We start from the raw sequence: 16,855 nt of genomic DNA on the forward strand, positions 1-16,855 counted from the left end.
TCCTTTCAGGTTGCCAGAGAGTGGTGTTGGGGGCGTGACCCCCGACACTCAGAAAATCTCTGGGCATCCTGTTCAGCGCCGGGTGGCGCGACATGGCGTTATGGCGGGCGTGGTTGCTCATCAGCCTTTCACCGCCCCTGCTGTCAGACCGCTGACGATCTGACGCTGGAAGATCAGGACAAGGAAGATCAGCGGCGCGGTGATCGACACGGCGGCGGCCACGGCGACAACCTGATCGGTGGTCGTGGTCTCACGGTTGAACATGCCGACGATAGCGGGAACCATCGTCTGGTTTTGTGCATCCAGCAGCAGCGCGGTGACGAGAAAGTCGTTATAGGCCAGAAGGAAACTGAACAGTCCGGTTGTGATGACCCCCGGCCACATCACCGGCATGATCACACGGCGGAACGCCTGAAAATGGCTGCACCCATCGACGCGGGCGGCCTCGTCCAGTTCGGCAGGGATATTCTGGAAGAAGGACCGCAGCATCCAGATTGTAAAGGGTTGGTTGATCGCAACCAGAACCGCGATGACCGCGAAGGGTTTGCCATACAGGGTCGGCGCGTTTTCCCCCAGAATGGGGCTGAGCCATTCGGCCGAATTGATGAAAACTGGCAGGTAGCCCGCAACCAGAACCGAATGCGGCAGTGCGCGGAACACCAAAGCCACAATCAGAATCCAGAATGCCAGCGTGGACCCGGACCGTGCCAGACCGTACCCGGCCAGCGTTCCGACGGTCAGGGACACGGTAACCACCCCGGTCGTAACGATCAGAGAATTCTTGAAGTTGTTCGAGAACCCCCGGTCAATCCAGACCGTTTTGTAATGTTCGGTGGTCAGGCCCAGCACGTCCCGCCCCAAAGGACCGAATACTGGATTCAGCACATTCAGAATGGCGGGAAGTACAACAAAAAACACCAATAGGAAGCCAACCAGCAAAGCCAGCACGCCGATCAGCCAGCCAAACCACTCCTGCCTGGGCTTGGTGTAGGATTTGATCATCGACGGCAGCTTTTTGGTTGCCAGAGTGATCGTTCCCCAGATCATCGCGATACCCAGAATGATATCCAGCAGGGACAATCCCTTTCCGACGCCCAAGGTCGCGGGGCCAAAAATCACGTTCAGCGCGTTGCTGTCAAAGGCATCGACGGGTGACTTGAAGCTCATCACCACGATCCAGAAGATCGGGAAGGCCGCAATCAGGCACCAAAGCGCCAGAAAGATGTTCGAGGTCAGCCGCAGGCTGAAAGGCTGGCGAAGCGCGCGTGAGGACATATCAGTGGCCTCCTTTGTGATCGCGCCATGTACGGCGCAGCGGCAGGATAAGCAGGATGACAACACCGATCATGGTCAACATCGAGTTGGCCGAGGCCCGACTGATCGACCGGTTACCCGCCTGATCCGGCGTCAGATAATCGAAGGTCAGCCATTGCAGCGAGATGACGTAGCCTTGGCTCGAGAAGCCGACGATCTCTTCAAACACCCGGTAGCTGTCCATCAGGTGGATCATCGACACGAAGATGATCAGCGGCATCAGATGCGGGATCACGATGTACTTCATCCGCTGCCAGCGCGTTGCCCCGTCGATGACGGCGCTTTCCAGACTGTCCTGATTGACGGTCTGAAGACCCGCATAGAAGACGATGGCGGCAAACGGCGCGACGTGCCAGACGCGGTAAAGCATCATCAGGATTTCGATCGTCCACGCCTGGGCAAACAACGCGATGTCGCGGTTCAACCACCATTCGATCAACGCTGTCATGATCCCGTCGCCGCGAAACAGCCAGTTGATCGACAAGACGCCGATCACAGGCGTGATGATGAAGGGCAGCAGCGAGATAAAGATCACGGGGCCTCGTATCGACCGGGCCGCATTGTTGATCAAAACCGCGATACCCAGACCGCATCCGACCACCAAAGGCAGCGTGATCAGCGTGAAGGTCAGCGTGAAGCGCAGCGCTTTCCAGAAGTTGATCGTGGATAGAACCTGCCAATTCCCGTCGCTGATCGCGCGCCAAGCTCGCTCGGGCTCTAGCACGTTACGGTAGCTTTGCAATCCGACATACTGGGTCTGGGTGATAATCTCGCCGTGTTCATCCAGTTTCGGCTGCGACACCAGCTCGGTCACGCAGGTCTGCGTGAGAAAGCCCGGCGTGCAGGTTTCCTTCTCAACCGTCTCATAGATCGGCTGGGTGACGTAAAAGCTCTGCTTGAACACGCTGACCAGCGGGAACGCGATAAAGAGAAGCATCATAAAGACAGAGGGGCCGACAAAGGCGGCAAATGTCCGGAAATTCATGGCTCTGCCTTTCTCATAGTTCTCGGGTGGAAAAAGCGGGAGGGCGCAGGGCCCTCCCCAGAGAGGATCAGTTGCTGATCAGACCAGCCTCTTTCGCAGCGGTGATGTAATCCGCCTCAATGTCGGCCAGTGTGGTTTGCGCATCCTTGGCACCGGTCAGATAGTCCGCCAGACCATTGCCCAGAGAGGTGTGCATGATGCCCATCGGACCGGACGCAGGATAGGCTTTGGCGCCACCTTCGGCCGAGGCCGCGGCACCGGCGGCCAGATCGCCCGGGGTATACGCAGTGCTGAGCCAGACCGCCGTGTCGTTGTTGGCGCTGACCATGTCACCATCCATACCTTCCAGTGCGACACGGAAGGCGGCGTCGGCCTCTTCATCGCTCATGTTCGAGGCCAGCACGATACCGTCCCACCAAATCGTGGTCGCAGGAACAGCCGATCCCATCGGGGCTGCGGCCATCGTAACCTTACCAACCACCTGGCTTTCGGCTTCGTCGTTCATGGCAGCCGCGCGGCTGGCCCAAAGGTTCGCCATCGCAATCTTGCCTTGCTGGAACTGCTGCTGAACATAGGTCGAGTCCGACACCAGATATTCCGGGTCCATGAACTCGGTCATGGCCTTCATCGTCTCAAGCGCGGCTACGCCCTGTTCGTTGTTGATCGCGGGCATGTTGCCGTCGCCAAAGAACTGGCCGCCTTCGCCAAGGTACATGTTGACGAATTCCTGACCCAGATTCCAACCGGTCTTGAACGTACCGCCAATCGGATAGTCCATGGCGCCCGCTTCCTTGATCTTGGCGGCTGCGGCCAGAACGTCGGCATAGGTCTTGGGTTCTTCGATGCCCAGCTCGGCCAGAACGTCGTCGCGATACATCAGGTGCTGCGCGTTCACCATCATAGCAATCGCCATGGTTTTGCCGTCCACCTTGATCAACTGGTTCGGCAGAAGGTCCTGTCCGTATTTCTCAACCAGATCATCCAGCGGCCGGATAGTGCCCGCGTTCAGCAGCGGCACCAGCGTGGCGTTCGAGACGCCGCCAATCTGGTAGAGCGCGGGATCAGCCGCAAACGCTTCGGGCTGTTTTTCGCGGAATTCCTGATCGAGCGAGGCGCTGAAATTGCCGCACTCGGCCATCGCGTCGGTCACGGCTTTCCAGGCTTCAAACCCGGCCGAGAGCGACTTTAGCGGGACATCGTTTTCAAAGGCACAGTCCGACCACGCGCCTGCGGCGGCAAAGGACATGGCACCGGCCAAGAGGATTGTTTTGAGTTTCATGCGTTTCTCCCTGTCAGGATCGGTCCGTCGTCGACGTCCGGACCGGTTGTGTGCCCGGTTGGGCTGTTGTGGGGCTATGCCCCGATCCGCGCACCGCTTTCAGCTTCAAAGAGGTGACAGATGTCTTTCGGCACCGAGAACGAGACGCTTTCGCCGATCTCGGCGCGGAATGCTTTGTCGGCTTTCACGGACACCAGCGCACCACCGACGCGGACCGAGATCATGGTCGCGTCACCCAGCAGTTCGAGCGTGTAGATCGGAGCCGTAATTTCGCCCTGTCCTTCGGCAAGGCCCGCGTCTTCGGCCCGGAAACCCAAGGTCAGGGGGCCATCGGGGGCATCGACCGGAATCTGGACGTTCTCGGCGCGGAACACACCGCCCGACACCTCTCCGTCCATGAGGTTCATCGCAGGCGAGCCGATAAAGCTGGCGACAAATGTATTGGCAGGCCGGTCGTAAATCTCGGTCGGGCTGCCGACCTGCTGAACTACGCCCTGTTTCATGACGACAACGCGGTCAGCCAGCGTCATCGCCTCGATCTGGTCGTGGGTCACATAGATCGTCGTCACCGCCAGTTCATGGCTGAGGTTCTTGATCTGCGCCCGCGTCGACACCCGCAGCTTGGCGTCCAGATTGGACAGCGGTTCATCCATCAGGAACACGTTCGGCTCGCGCACGATGGCGCGGGCCAACGCCACGCGCTGACGCTGTCCACCAGACAGTTCGGCAGGTTTGCGATGCAGGAAGTCATCCAATTCCACCATCGCGCTGGCCTGGCGAACTTTTTCGTCATGGGTCGAGGGATCAATCCCGCGCACTTTCAGAGGAAAGCGGATGTTTTCATAGACGTTCATGTTCGGATACAGAGCGTAGCTTTGGAACACCATCGCCACGTCCCGATCCTTGGGCTCAAGATCGTTGACGACTCTGCCATCAACCAGAATTTCACCCTCGGTCACGTCTTCAAGCCCGGCAATCATCCTCATCGTCGTGGTTTTGCCACAGCCCGACGGCCCCAGCAGAACCAGAAACTCACGATCCGCAATTGTCAGGTCGAAATTATGAACCCCAACGAACGAGCCCCAGCGCTTGCCGACGTTGCGCAATTGAATTTCCGCCATGATGCCCCCTGCAAGGATTCGTTTTGCATACGTTTGCAAAACTGTAATATGCACTTATCAATTCTGGCAAGACATTTTTGCATACGTATGCAAGAATGCGCGGAACACCCGACTCACAACGGCTGTAAACCAACCGTAAAACTTGATCGCAATGGTAAATACCGTGACCTTTCAGACAGAAAAAAGCCTTGTCTCTGCATTTCACAACGCGCTGGAAACCGCGACACAGGAAGAAACCTCAAATGTCCTGAGCCAATTCTGCGCCCCTGATTTGCTGTGGCGCGGCTTTCATCCCTTCAACCAGATCATCGGTGCCAACCAAGTTGCCCGGTATTTCTGGCAACCGTTGAAAAGCAGCCTGACACGGCTGCAAAACCGCATAGATATCCTATTTGCAGGGCAAAACTCGCTGCGGGACGATGCGGATGTCTGGGTTGTATCCATGGGGCATCTGATGGGGTTGTTCGACCAGCCGTGGCTGGGCATCCGCCCCACTGGCAAGTTGGCTTTCCTGCGCTATTGCGCATTTTACAAAATTGTCGGTGACAGGATTGTCGAAACGGCAATGTATTTTGATATACCGCATCTGATGGTTCAGGCCGGACAGAACCCCTTTCCACCACAAACGGCGGCGCATCTGGTTCAGCCCGGACCAATGACCCATGACGGTCTGCTATGGAACAAACAACCTGTCGACGAGGGCGAAAAGACCTTAGCAGTCATCAACGCAATGATATCGGATCTCGGCCAATGGGACAGCGGGTTATCTATTGAGGATGAACTGGCCCGAGCCTGGCATGATGACATGATCTGGTGGGGCCCAGAGGGGATTGGCGCGACCTACTCAATCGACCGATACGCAAGGCAACATTCGGGCCCCTTCCGGGCCACTTTCACAGACCGGACAAAAACCAGCCATATCTGCCGTTTGGCCGAGGGGCACTATGGCGGCTTTTTTGGTTGGCCCAATTTCACTGCAATTCCTTCGGGTGGGTTTATGGGGATGCCAGCCACCAGAAAACCCGGTGAGTTCAGGGTGATTGATATCTATCGCCGCGCAGGCGACAAGCTGGCCGAGAATTGGATTTTCATCGACTTGCTGCATTTCTGGAAAGGGCAAGGGGTAGACATTCTGGGCCGCACCACAGGAATCGAAACACCATGAGAATAGATGCGCACCACCATCTGTGGGACCTTACGGCCGTAACCTATCCCTGGCTCATGGAAAAAGGTGCCGTCCGCTTTTTCGGCGACCCAGCCTCGATTCAACGGGACTATCTGTTGCCGGAGTTTCGCGCAGATGCCCAGGCTCAAGGCTTCACCGCATCGGTTCACGTTCAGGTCGGCGCAGCCGATCCTTGGGCCGAGGCGCAATGGGTGCAGTCAGTGGCCGATCAGTCCCCGGATTGGCCGTTGGTTCAGATTGCTTTCTGCGACCTGACTGCTGGTGATTTGAGCGAACAGCTTGACCGCCTCCAAACGTTGCCGTCTGTGCGCGGCGTGCGTCAAATCATTGGCCGCGCCCCGGGAGAGGATGCAAAAACGGGCACGAATGCGCTGCTTCAGGACCCAAGGTTCCTGTCTGGCCTGAGGCAACTGGGCGAGCGCGGTTTGTCCTTTGATCTTCAACTGTTGCCCGAGCTGATGAAACAAACCGCAAGTGTGCTTGCGAAGGCCCCGGATACGCAGATCGCGCTCTGCCATGCTGGCTCGCCCCATGACCGGTCCGCAACGGGGATACAGAAATGGGCGGACGCGCTGACGGCACTGTCGAACCTGCCACAGGTCTATTGTAAGCTTTCTGGCCTCGGGATGTTTGACCACAACTGGAGCGCAGAAAGCGTCTCCCACATCGTTTCGACCTGCTTGTCAAAATTCGGCGCAGATCGTTGCATGTTCGGATCAAATTTTCCGGTTGATAGCCTTTCGTCTACTTACGAAGAGCTTGCTCATCGATATCAACTCCTTATCCCGAGGGAGAACCACACCGACGTTTTCTGCAACTCATCAAGGCACTTTTACTACATCGATTAGGGTAGGACGCACGCGAACTAAAAGGCTACCGCGTAGTTTCAAGAGTGTCAGCTTTGCAGCCGCAGCGAATGGCCGCTTTCCGCCCATTGAGGAGGATGCTGCGCCAAGAAGCAAGGTCCAGTTGGGGCTCAGAGCAGCCGTTCGCTGCGTTCAGACTTAGTGACCGCTCTGCGGACTTTGCAGCCATCCGCATTCTTAATTCAAAGGACCGCAGTCAGCCCAAACCGGACATCCATCGTCGGGCTTTGCAAACTCCCAAATGAGGTAAAAACCTGCCTCTTAACACTTGGTGCCCAATATCTGGTTCCTGCTTCTCGCGATGCTGCCAAAATTAAGTCAGCGCTGAATCAAAGCTCTTCTTCGACGAGAGAAAACAATTCGATTGGACGCGCAAGTCCACGAACTTCTTGAAACCCACAAGGGGAAAACAGATCAGGGGAGACTTCGGCAATCGCAGATGTTGCCAGCACTCTCCGGCCAATAGATTTAGTCAGCCCCTCAATTCGACTCGCAACGTTCACTGCACCTCCGAGAACCGTGAAATCAAGTCGACCAGGGCTGCCGATGTTGCCATAGCTGACTTGTCCAACATTGATCCCGATCCCAACGTCCAAAGACGGCTTTTTCGCTTCAGCGCGGCGACGGTTGAGGACCGTCAAACCGGCCAATACACTTTGTGCGGCTTGCGCAGCCTTTCGGCATCGGTCGGCGTGATCAGCCTGAGTTGCGATGGTGAAGATCGAGAGAATTCCATCACCCATGAACTTGAGAACATCGCCACCGTTATCTTCCACAGACTGAACAACCAGATCAAAGTAGCCGCTCAGCGCGTCAAACACATCGGCCTCGGGTGCGGCTTCTGAAAGCGCCGTGAACCCTCGTAAATCAGAAAACATGACCACCGCATCAAGGGTCGTTCGTTCGCCTCGCTTGATCCGCCCGCTCCATACGGCGTCGGAGGGCCCATCGCCAAGATATGTTCGCAATAGACCCTTGGCTGACTTGCGCATCGTGACAGGTTCCAAAGCGGAAGACAAAGCAGGCAGCGCTGCCTCAATCAATTCCAGATGTTGCGGTGAAAAGCCGTCTGGTTCCTGCGTGACAAATGTGCAGCCGTGCAGAGATCCGTCGCCATAATACATCAGAGTTGCATAGTAATCTGTGCCACCGAGCTCAGCGAACTCTAGATACGATAAATGCTCAGTCTTTGGATCCAGTTGTCGCAGGCTTTTGTGAAGCGGCTTTCTGTGCTCCAGAATGTACTCAAACGAGCTACCAACATACCCTTCCGTCAACATCGTTTCATGAGTTACGTCGTAGCTGTCGGTCCCATCAGGTGTCCAAACGACCCCCCATGCAATGAGTAGCGGATTGGCGAAGCGCTGACCGATATTGACCCGCCAGAGCGGTACACCTTCCTCAATTAAGGACGAGCAGAAATGCGAAACTACTTTAACAGGGTCGCCTGAGCGGCGTCCTTCGGTAATCATCCAGTCGGTTAGTTGTGCTACGGAGGCCATGTTCTCAAACTAGCTGCTTAGACAAGATGATAAAGAACCTTGTCTTTGCTTTGTTTGCCTTAATCCAAGCAGTTTCTCAACGACCTTAACCGCATACGGCAGAGCGAAGCGCTAGGGTGCAACGACCGAAAGACCGTTGCTTCAGTCTTCAATTATCTGACGACTTTTTCTCATCGTAGTCCCTAAGAAGGGCATGTGTGAATTGTACAAACAGCGTGATGAAGACCCCGACGCCTACGAAAATATACAACACGGTAAAGAGTTTTCCTGTGTCGGTTACGGGCGTTAGGTCACTGAGGCCAACCGTAGAAATAGTAGTTGCACTGAAGTACAGCGCGTCCACCCAAGACCACCCCTCGACGCTGACATAAAACAAAGTTCCGGAAAGCAACAAGAGTATTGCAAGGGTAAGCGCTCCGCGGAATCTAGGGCTACTCCACGAGCGGACAATCGCTTTTAAGAGCCTGTAGAAATTCAAAAAAAATGAAAACATTCCGCCGTCCAATCCATAGTTCTGTTTGGCAAATCGTTGAGGTGCCATTGCAATCCGTCAAGGGAACTCTGCTACATCGGAGCCGAGATTCGTATTAATCGGTTTTCGGCAGAACTAAAAAGACAACCGGTCAAATGGGTACAGCACGCTCAATTTGCTCTGATGGTAAAATTCCATATATGCTTTTGTACAGGCTCCCAAATCGTCCCAAATCGGTGAATCCGTGAGCGAGCGCCACTTGCTTCACCATGGGTTTTTGCTGAGACGCCTGAACAAGTTCATCATGGACATTGGCCAGTCTTTGAAGAGCAAAAAATCGTGCTGGTGTTTCACCCGTTACGTCGCGAAATGCTGAGATCAATGTTGGCGCGCTTACCGCGGTTACTCGACACAGATCTGCCACTGATGGCCTTTTTGACAAGGCGGAAGAATAGTACTCTCGTGCTTTTGAGACCAAACCCACTTTTTGAGACCAAGTCGCTTTGCGTGCATTCCCACTATTCAGAGATAAGGCAAAGAAGATCGCAAGCGTCCTTGCAAGACGCGCCTCCAAATCACTCTGGGTATATTGACCATCGGCTTGGTTCATTATGCAGCTAAGTGTTCGCACCAAAGCTGCGTGAAAATCAGAAGACAGTTTCACGATAACCGTTGGTCCGCGAAAATCCGATGTATTTCTGCCGGAAAAAAGTTGAACCTCTTTGAGAAATCGTTGCAAGGGCACACGACCACATAACGAAGTTCGATTGCGCGCGACTACCTCGGTTTCCGATGCAGTGAAATTGAAGAAAACGGAGTTTTCTTTCAAAGGAACGCCACTTACCGTCCATAACTCTGAAGCGCAGATTGGTACAGTGAAATTAGCGAAGCTTTCACTTTGTGCGGTTCTCACCAATGCATTGGGCTTGAAGCGGATACTAGACAAACGGGAAAGCCCTAAACGAGCTGTGAAAATTGCGCCTTCGTCAGCCCCCTTTCCCAACTGTATCACATCGCCATCGAAAACCTCTCCTGTCATTGCTTCACGTACGGTTGCCGCAAAAAGCTCCGGTTTGCCTTCGCCAAGTTCCTTAAAAAAGTTCATATCGATTTTCCTCGGAGAGTTGGCTACCTTCGTTAAAATTAAACAATCGAATGCTTTGATATTCCTAGGGTGAAAGATATGCGCAAAAATCAATTGTCAACGCTCTGCTTGGTAATCTCAAGCATGCTGGCAACGCTGGCGAGCGCTCAAGAGGATTCTACAAGAACTCTCATAACGAATGTTCATGTTTTTGACGGGGTAAACGAAGCACGCATCGAGAATGCTAACGTTTTGATCGAAGATAATCTCATAACCGCTGTTTCTTCCGACCCAATCGAAGCCGAGAACGCGGTGGTGATTGACGGTGGCGGTCGCACGATGATCCCAGGATTGATCGATGTCCATTGGCACACGACGTATGCCTACACCCCTGCATCCGTTCTAATGTTGAATCAAGGCGACATGTCGGAAGTGGCCATTCGCAGTATGAAGGGGGCTGAAGAGACTTTAATGCGTGGATTTACCACCGTTAGAGACCCTGGCGGAAATCCGTTTACGATCAAGAAACTGATTGACGCTGGTGAATACCCCGGTCACCGCATTTTGCCCTCCGGACCATTCATGAGCCAAACGTCAGGCCATGCCGACTTTCACACGCTGCTTGAAAACCCAAGAAACTCCAACTCTGAACTGAGTTATTGGGAAAAAAATATGATGGCGATGATTTCTGATGGCGTACCGGAAGTCAGAAAGAGAACCAGAGAAATCCTCAAGTTTGGTGCTACTCAGGTCAAAATCACGACTGGTGGTGGTGTCTCTTCCCAATACGATCCGCTGGATGTGAGCGAGTATTCGGTCGACGAAATTCGTGCGGTAGTCGAAGAGGCAACGAACTTTAACACCTATGTTTTGGCGCATGTGATGACAGACAGAGGTATCCGTACCTCAATAGAAAACGGCGTGATGAGCATTGAGCACGGCTTCTTCGCATCAAGAGAAACACTGGAATTGATGAAGGAAAAAGGCGCTTGGCTCAGTCCTCAGGCGATGTTTGAGGCCGATATGGTTTGGGATAGCCCAGTTAGTGCCAAAAAGTGGAAACAGGTGACTGATGCTGTAGACGCGCTGTACCCAATGGCCGTCGAAATTGGCGTGAATCTCGCCTTTGGCACCGATCAACTCATGGATCCATCAAAGGCGTATCAACAGAGCGAATATCTTGTGAGGTTGGGAACTTGGATGACGCCTTATCAAGCGCTCAAGATAGCGACCTCTGAAAATGCCCGCCTAATGGAAATGAGTGGCCCTCGTCATCCCTACCAAGACGGTCCACTCGGAGTTATCAGAGATGGCGCATACGCTGATCTGATCCTCGTGGACGGCAACCCGCTTGAAAACTTGGAGCTTGTAGGGGACCCACAAGAAAACTTCGACCTGATTATGAAGGACGGAGTCATCTATAAAAACGAGCTTTGAACTGTGTTTCGCTTAGAGCCCAAGTGTCCATAAATGTCTTAAGCTGGCAGGTGATGACGCATTGACCAACATCCAAGTGGCCATACGGTTGAAAAGGATAAGTCATGAAGATTTGGAGAATAGTCTGTGTTGCCTCTTTGATTTCAACGTCGTTGTCCGCAGAAATCGCTGAGTTAGACTGGAACCAATTGATTGATGAAGAATCTCAGGAATACGTAGATCCTTTCAAAGAACTGACACCTGACCAGCTTAGTGGTCTTGTTGAAGTCGTCCGACTAAAGCTCAGACTGGATAGTGGAGCCCATTCCGAAGATGTCCGCAAAAGTCTTGAAGCGAAAATTCTGGAAAATGAGACGCCGCTGCAAAAGGCTGGGATCGACGTTGATTGGTTGATTGAACAACGATGGGTCGTTGCAGAGCGACGAAAGAAAGCCGCCACGGCTGGTAATCCAGAAATTGACGGAAAAGTCGTAAAGCTGGCGGGCTATGCGATACCCGCACCACCGGATCCTGATGGTACAAACGTCGCTTACTTGGTTCCGGAGAGAGGTATGTGCAGCCATACGCCTCCACCGAACCCAAACCAGCTTATTCGTGTTCGATTGCCGGAAGGTTGGTATCCAGAACGCTTTCACGAGCCAGTTCGCCTTACAGGGATAGTTTCTATTTCGCCGTCAGAGAGGACGATGAATTTCGTGGATGGGTTCGTTCCAATGAGAGCAACGTATTCATTTGAAGCTCAGTATGTAGAGGCTGGCGATGATCTCCCAGCTTATGGTTGGAAGTTCACTGACGCGGATGAGGTCAACGATCCAAGCGCCATTGGAAAATTAGGTTCCGGGGCTGCAAAATTTGACGCGTCAAAATTGGCAAGTTTTCGAGCCAAAGCTGCGCGTGAAGCAAATTCGAATTAAAAACCGCCTGTCTTAAGCATATGAAAGCCAGTGTGTTACGTGCCCAGACTGTGGATAAAACAGAATGTCATGCAGTAATACTTAAATGAAATTGCTTAATACGATTATCAATCTGGCGCCCACCAAGCATTGAAGTGCTGCTTGAAGTGGAGACTGTGACTTTGCAAAGTCAGCTTTCTGCGCATCGCTGACATTGGTGCTTTCAGCAACATCGGTTGGTTTGGGCTCTAACCGGTCATTCGCTGCAACTTGCTTAGACGTCTACTTTGCGGACAAAGCGGATGTACAGCATCACCGAAAGGTGGATGATCTCGAGATTGGTTTTAAGAATTTGAAAGAGGCAGGTCTAGGCATAGGCAAAAGCAAGCAAAACTCCTGCCCCGCCCAAGCAAAGTTCTTCTGACAAGACGCTTGAAAGATCCGCGTTTTGTAGCGCCGGATCGCTATTCAGCTCCCCGCCCGCCCAGAACTGATCTCTTCAGATGATCGCCAGCAGAATCTTAGTAAAGACCCGCGACCTTTGCCCTCAGTTTTATAAGTGATGCAACAGTGTCGATTGTGGGTGTTGCGATCCCGGTCAGTTGCCCCAATTCCTGTACTGAAGTGACCAAGGCATCAATTTCCATAGGTCGATTCAGCTCCAAATCCTGCCACATCGAGGTCTTGTGTGCTCCGACAGCCGCTCCTCCGTCAATGCGCTTTTCGACATCAATCGGGAACCTAACCCCCAGTTTTTCACCGATTTCCTGAGCCTCTAGCATCATTCCACGTGCCACGGAGCGTGAACCTTCATCAGTACACAAGACATCAAGTGTTGAGTGGGTAAGTGCGGAAATCGGGTTGAACGACAAGTTGCCCCATAGCTTCAGCCAAATTTCGTCCCGTATTCTTGGTCTTACGGGCGCGCGCAACCCGGCGGTGGACAATGCAGCCGAAAGGTTGGAGGCACGGTCTGATTTAGTGCCATCGGGCTCACCCAAAGAAAAACGATTGCCTTCGACATGCTTGATCGATCCCGGAGCAATGACTTCCGCGGCCGGGTAAACAACACACCCAAGCACACGATCCGGTCCGAAACCGTTCCATTGCGCGTCTCCCGGGTCTACAGATGACAATCTCGTCCCCTCGAAGGGACCGCCCAGCTTGTGGAAATACCACCAGGGTACCCCGTTCACTCCGCTCACTATTGTAGTTTCATCCCCAATCAGTGGCTGGATCGAGTCCACAACTGCTGGAACGGAATGCGCTTTCAGTGTGATAAAGACATAGTCTTGGGGGCCGAGATCGGCGGCATTGTCCGAGGCGCGTATTGGCACATTGATTGGGTCCTGCCCATCCTCTTGGAGAGTCAGCCCTTTTTCTTGCATTGCAGCCAGATGTGGGCCACGTGCAACGACACTGACGTCGACGTCAGTCTGCGCGAGCTTCGCGGCAACGTAACCTCCGATAGCTCCGGCACCAAAGATGCAAACTTTCATGTGTCTAAGCCTTTGCCAGTCCCAATTTAGCGGCCAGCCCAATCCTTTGTATCTTACCAGTCGCACCTTTTGGTATCTCTTCGAGAATAACCACTGAAGTCGGCACCTTGAATTTTGCGAGCCGTGCGCCAACAAAATCCCGGACGTCCTGACCTGCAATCGTCGCTCCTTCTGAGAGCACCACCGCCGCCGCTATATCTTCGCCCAGTTTCTCGTGGGGAACGGCAAAACAAACTGCCTGAGCAACGTCCGGATGGCTTAGAAGCACGGCGTCAACTTCAAGTGGACTGATTTTTTCTCCACCGCGGTTGATAAGCTCCTTAAGGCGTCCAGTCAGTCGCAGATAATCCTCTTCGTCGAACGACCCTTGATCACCGGTGCGAAACCAGAGTTTTCCATCCGCTTCAAAGAAATTGTCTGCATTTGCCTGCGGGTTGCTCTCATACCCAGGGGTCACGTTCGGACCGCTGATAACGATTTCTCCGACATCCCGCGAAGCGATCAATACATTTTCCGTTTCGTCTGCAATTCTGACTTCAGGGCCCGCTGCTACTCCGACGTATCCGGGCTTTTGCTTTTGTGGAGGAAGCGGATTGCAACACATTTGATGCGTGGCCTCAGTCATACCGTAGGCCTCGATGACAGGCGCATTGAATGTCGCCACCAACTCTTCCATGACCGGCGCGGGCAACGACGCGGAAGACGACCGCAAGAAACGCAAGCGCGATTGCTCAATGACTGATTGGTTTCGGGCGGCTCGGGCGAGAATAGCTTGGTGCATTGTCGGAACCGCCGTGTACCATGTCGGATCAACCTCAGCGACCTGTGAAAAAAAGCTAAGAGCGTTGAACCCAGGGGCGCAGCTAATTTGCGATCCGGCGCCTAAAGAAGCCGCGACTGCTGCAATCAGCCCATGGATATGGAACAGCGGCATGATGCTTAGACAACGATCATCGATTGTAAGTTTCAAAGACGAAGCCACATTTCTTGCGGACGCGTAGATATTAGCCTGCGTCAGGGGAACGATCTTGGGACGCGACGTTGTTCCTGACGTGTGGAGGATCAGGGCAACGTCATCTTCGCCCGGTGCGGATGTGTCAGCCTTGCCAATCGGGTCACAGGGTAAAATGGAAAACTGCCCCGCTGGATGTGAACTGTCGCAAGACGCCCTCAGGATAGCGATGCCAAGGTCCCTCGCCGCCTTTACGGCAGGACCATTTTCGTTTTCGCTTGCAAGTAGAGCCTTGGCTTTCAGGTCTTTGAGGTAAAATACATATTCTTCGATAGTATAAGAAGGGTTTAAAGGCGCCGTCGTCGCCACTTGGGCGACGGATATGAATGCCGTCGCCATCTCTGGTCCGTTAGGCAACACAATTGCCACCCTGTCGCCGCGCCCTATTCCGATCTGATGCAGATCCTCTTTGACCTTCGCGCAATGCTCGCGCAAACCAAGGTAGCTCAACCAAGGCTGGCCAGGAGCGCCAATGGCATTTGCCGTGTCTGCATGGTGTGCAATCAATTCAGCGACTAAATGGGGCATCTGATATCCGTTTACACAAGCATCGGTTTCTTTCGCAATGTTAGGTCGTCGCAGCAGGTTCTAAGTCACGCGTACGTTCAGGCTGCCCAGCTTGTCGACGGCCAAGACCATAACATCCCCTCGGTTGACGGGACCAACACCAGAAGGTGTCCCTGAAAGGATAACGTCCCCGGCCGCAAGCTCGAAGTAGTCGCTCAGATACGAGATCATCTCGGGGACTTTCCAAATCATCTGGTTCAAGTCGCCTTCTTGCCGAACTTCACCATTCACCGTCAGAGTAATCGGACCTCTGTCGAGATGCCCGACCTCTGATGCCTTGTGAATTGGTCCGCATGGCGCCGAGCGCTCAAACGCTTTCCCAATTTCCCACGGGCGGCCCATCTTTTTCATCTGCCCTTGCAGGTCGCGACGGGTCATATCAAGCGAAAGGCCGTACCCAAAGACATGATCCAATGCATCGTCCACCGAGATATTCGTGCCGCCGGACTTGAGCGCAACAAGCATTTCTGCTTCGTGGTGCACGTCGGAACTGTGCGGAGGGTACGGGAATTCCCCCGAAGGGTCCAAATTGTTTGGGTTCTTTTGAAAGAAAAATGGAGGTTCCCGGTTCGGGTCATGGCCCATTTCAATTGCATGCGCCGCGTAGTTTCGTCCAATGCAGTAGACACGCCGGACCGGGAACGTGCCGCCCCCCGATACGGGTATGACATGCACCTGCGGCGCGGGAATTACATGATCGGACATCGCTTTCCTCCTGAACGCTTGACTGCCAAAGATCGGATTTTCAAACAGACAGACACCTTCCGATCGATGCCACGCCACATTCAAACGGACGCGGCGGCTTACCAAGTCATCGCCAAAATTCAGGCTGTTTTGCAAGACCAACGGCTACAATCTGCCCCGACCATTTCCCGAATTGGTTGGGCGCCAGCGCTACTTCAGCTGTCGGACTGGATGCTCGTAGGCAGCACCCGCGAATAAACCGATTTCAGGTGATCCACCATGGCACTGGCCGCAAGCTCACAGTCGCCCTTTGCTATGGCAGACACGATCACATCATGTTCGCTAAAGCTGGAATAGTCTTCTGCGGGCTTTAAATTTTCGCGTGGCTGCCCCCAAACAATCGATCTTCGAACCGAATTCAAAGTCTCAAAGAAGTATAAAAAGAGCTGGTTACGAGTGGAGCGGGCTATAGCGTAATGCAAATTATTGTCCCAAGCTTCGTACGTGCGCCAATCCTCTGCGGTACGACATTTGTCCGCGCATAGCCTCATTTGCTCACGATCGGAACGTGTGGAATGGAGCGCTGCGAGGCGGCTAAGCTGCGGCTCGATCGTAAATCTAACGGATACAACCTGCTCAGGTTTAATTTGGTTGCCCAAATAAGTTACATCGGTGAGGTTGAGAACCGGCCTGGATCCAACAAATGTTCCCCGCCCCACATGACGCCAGATCAGCCCCTGGGCCTCAAGCTCTGCCAACGCTCTTCGCAACTGATTGCGAGTGGTCCCAAGTTTTGAACACAGCTCACGTTCAGGTGGGAGCCTGTCGTTATGCCTGTATCCGGCATTGTTAATCAGGTCGCGTACGCGGTGCGCGAGTTCGGTTGGTGCACTCATATCGTCACCCAATTTAGCGATTGGTTGATTGATTGAAACGCCAAGTCGGAAAAAACTC

Annotated in this window: 15 protein-coding genes; 4 read left to right on the plus strand and 11 right to left on the minus strand. The window is 53.6% G+C overall.

What is annotated here, in order from left to right; all coding sequences use genetic code 11:
* Nucleotides 1-120 precede the first annotated feature (120 nt).
* The 4 genes from GOX75_RS16245 to GOX75_RS16260 form a co-directional block, all read right to left on the minus strand.
* Nucleotides 121-1,275, minus strand: a complete 1,155-nt coding sequence (locus GOX75_RS16245) for a carbohydrate ABC transporter permease (RefSeq protein WP_171124864.1) — start codon at nucleotides 1,273-1,275, stop codon at nucleotides 121-123.
* Between the two features lies 1 nt (nucleotide 1,276).
* Nucleotides 1,277-2,299, minus strand: a complete 1,023-nt coding sequence (locus GOX75_RS16250; protein WP_171124866.1) for a carbohydrate ABC transporter permease — start codon at nucleotides 2,297-2,299, stop codon at nucleotides 1,277-1,279.
* 67 nt (nucleotides 2,300-2,366) lie between these two features.
* Complete coding sequence (locus GOX75_RS16255) at nucleotides 2,367-3,578, minus strand: ABC transporter substrate-binding protein (RefSeq protein WP_171124868.1); 1,212 nt, start codon at nucleotides 3,576-3,578, stop codon at nucleotides 2,367-2,369.
* A 74-nt stretch (nucleotides 3,579-3,652) separates the two neighbouring features.
* Nucleotides 3,653-4,699 carry an ABC transporter ATP-binding protein gene (locus GOX75_RS16260; RefSeq protein WP_171124870.1) on the minus strand — a complete coding sequence of 349 codons (1,047 nt, stop codon included), beginning with the start codon at nucleotides 4,697-4,699 and terminating at the stop codon, nucleotides 3,653-3,655.
* A gap of 163 nt (nucleotides 4,700-4,862) precedes the next feature.
* Between GOX75_RS16260 and GOX75_RS16265 the strand changes: the two genes are divergently transcribed.
* Together GOX75_RS16265 and GOX75_RS16270 are read left to right on the plus strand one after the other, a co-directional pair.
* A complete protein-coding gene (locus tag GOX75_RS16265) occupies nucleotides 4,863-5,864 on the plus strand; it encodes an ester cyclase (RefSeq protein ID WP_371808186.1) in 1,002 nt (333 codons plus the stop codon).
* Nucleotides 5,861-6,733: an amidohydrolase gene (locus GOX75_RS16270; protein WP_171124874.1), complete on the plus strand. Its 873-nt coding sequence runs from the start codon at nucleotides 5,861-5,863 to the stop codon at nucleotides 6,731-6,733. Before GOX75_RS16265 ends, GOX75_RS16270 begins: the two co-directional genes overlap by 4 nt.
* 347 nt (nucleotides 6,734-7,080) lie before the next feature.
* Here the strand turns inward: GOX75_RS16270 and GOX75_RS16275 are convergent, their stop codons facing one another.
* From GOX75_RS16275 to GOX75_RS16285, 3 genes are all read right to left on the minus strand, one after another.
* Nucleotides 7,081-8,253: an adenylate/guanylate cyclase domain-containing protein gene (locus GOX75_RS16275; RefSeq protein ID WP_170332093.1), complete on the minus strand. Its 1,173-nt coding sequence runs from the start codon at nucleotides 8,251-8,253 to the stop codon at nucleotides 7,081-7,083.
* Nucleotides 8,254-8,401: 148 nt separating this feature from the next.
* Nucleotides 8,402-8,794 carry a potassium channel family protein gene (locus GOX75_RS16280; RefSeq protein WP_367397140.1) on the minus strand — a complete coding sequence of 131 codons (393 nt, stop codon included), beginning with the start codon at nucleotides 8,792-8,794 and terminating at the stop codon, nucleotides 8,402-8,404.
* Nucleotides 8,795-8,876: 82 nt separating this feature from the next.
* The gene (locus GOX75_RS16285; RefSeq protein ID WP_171124876.1) at nucleotides 8,877-9,830 is read right to left on the minus strand and encodes a helix-turn-helix domain-containing protein; all 954 of its coding nucleotides are present in this window, start codon (nucleotides 9,828-9,830) and stop codon (nucleotides 8,877-8,879) included.
* A 78-nt stretch (nucleotides 9,831-9,908) separates the two neighbouring features.
* Between GOX75_RS16285 and GOX75_RS16290 the strand changes: the two genes are divergently transcribed.
* Nucleotides 9,909-11,246: an amidohydrolase family protein gene (locus tag GOX75_RS16290; RefSeq protein ID WP_170380015.1), complete on the plus strand. Its 1,338-nt coding sequence runs from the start codon at nucleotides 9,909-9,911 to the stop codon at nucleotides 11,244-11,246.
* A 104-nt stretch (nucleotides 11,247-11,350) separates the two neighbouring features.
* Nucleotides 11,351-12,160, plus strand: a complete 810-nt coding sequence (locus tag GOX75_RS16295) for a DUF3299 domain-containing protein (RefSeq protein WP_170380014.1) — start codon at nucleotides 11,351-11,353, stop codon at nucleotides 12,158-12,160.
* A gap of 500 nt (nucleotides 12,161-12,660) precedes the next feature.
* Here GOX75_RS16295 and GOX75_RS16300 read toward each other — a convergent pair whose 3' ends face one another.
* From GOX75_RS16300 to GOX75_RS16315, 4 genes are all read right to left on the minus strand, one after another.
* Nucleotides 12,661-13,638: a 2-dehydropantoate 2-reductase gene (locus GOX75_RS16300; protein ID WP_170771548.1), complete on the minus strand. Its 978-nt coding sequence runs from the start codon at nucleotides 13,636-13,638 to the stop codon at nucleotides 12,661-12,663.
* Between the two features lie 4 nt (nucleotides 13,639-13,642).
* Entirely contained in the window at nucleotides 13,643-15,178 is a 1,536-nt protein-coding gene (locus GOX75_RS16305) for an acyl--CoA ligase (RefSeq protein ID WP_171124878.1), read from the minus strand.
* A 60-nt stretch (nucleotides 15,179-15,238) separates the two neighbouring features.
* Nucleotides 15,239-15,922: a fumarylacetoacetate hydrolase family protein gene (locus GOX75_RS16310; RefSeq protein WP_170383457.1), complete on the minus strand. Its 684-nt coding sequence runs from the start codon at nucleotides 15,920-15,922 to the stop codon at nucleotides 15,239-15,241.
* A gap of 194 nt (nucleotides 15,923-16,116) precedes the next feature.
* Entirely contained in the window at nucleotides 16,117-16,797 is a 681-nt protein-coding gene (locus GOX75_RS16315; RefSeq protein ID WP_170494798.1) for a FadR/GntR family transcriptional regulator, read from the minus strand.
* Nucleotides 16,798-16,855 lie beyond the last annotated feature (58 nt).

Source organism: Ruegeria sp. HKCCD7251, from assembly GCF_013031165.1.
Classification (GTDB): domain Bacteria; phylum Pseudomonadota; class Alphaproteobacteria; order Rhodobacterales; family Rhodobacteraceae; genus Ruegeria.

Coding starts and splice junctions, on each gene's coding strand:
- GOX75_RS16245 (WP_171124864.1), bottom strand. CDS start 1,275: ATGTCCTCACGCGCGCTTCGCCAGCCTTTCAGCCTGCGGCTGACCTCG.
- GOX75_RS16250 (WP_171124866.1), bottom strand. CDS start 2,299: ATGAATTTCCGGACATTTGCCGCCTTTGTCGGCCCCTCTGTCTTTATG.
- GOX75_RS16255 (WP_171124868.1), bottom strand. CDS start 3,578: ATGAAACTCAAAACAATCCTCTTGGCCGGTGCCATGTCCTTTGCCGCC.
- GOX75_RS16260 (WP_171124870.1), bottom strand. CDS start 4,699: ATGGCGGAAATTCAATTGCGCAACGTCGGCAAGCGCTGGGGCTCGTTC.
- GOX75_RS16270 (WP_171124874.1), top strand. CDS start 5,861: ATGAGAATAGATGCGCACCACCATCTGTGGGACCTTACGGCCGTAACC.
- GOX75_RS16275 (WP_170332093.1), bottom strand. CDS start 8,253: ATGGCCTCCGTAGCACAACTAACCGACTGGATGATTACCGAAGGACGC.
- GOX75_RS16280 (WP_367397140.1), bottom strand. CDS start 8,794: ATGGCACCTCAACGATTTGCCAAACAGAACTATGGATTGGACGGCGGA.
- GOX75_RS16285 (WP_171124876.1), bottom strand. CDS start 9,830: ATGAACTTTTTTAAGGAACTTGGCGAAGGCAAACCGGAGCTTTTTGCG.
- GOX75_RS16290 (WP_170380015.1), top strand. CDS start 9,909: ATGCGCAAAAATCAATTGTCAACGCTCTGCTTGGTAATCTCAAGCATG.
- GOX75_RS16295 (WP_170380014.1), top strand. CDS start 11,351: ATGAAGATTTGGAGAATAGTCTGTGTTGCCTCTTTGATTTCAACGTCG.
- GOX75_RS16300 (WP_170771548.1), bottom strand. CDS start 13,638: ATGAAAGTTTGCATCTTTGGTGCCGGAGCTATCGGAGGTTACGTTGCC.
- GOX75_RS16305 (WP_171124878.1), bottom strand. CDS start 15,178: ATGCCCCATTTAGTCGCTGAATTGATTGCACACCATGCAGACACGGCA.
- GOX75_RS16310 (WP_170383457.1), bottom strand. CDS start 15,922: ATGTCCGATCATGTAATTCCCGCGCCGCAGGTGCATGTCATACCCGTA.
- GOX75_RS16315 (WP_170494798.1), bottom strand. CDS start 16,797: ATGAGTGCACCAACCGAACTCGCGCACCGCGTACGCGACCTGATTAAC.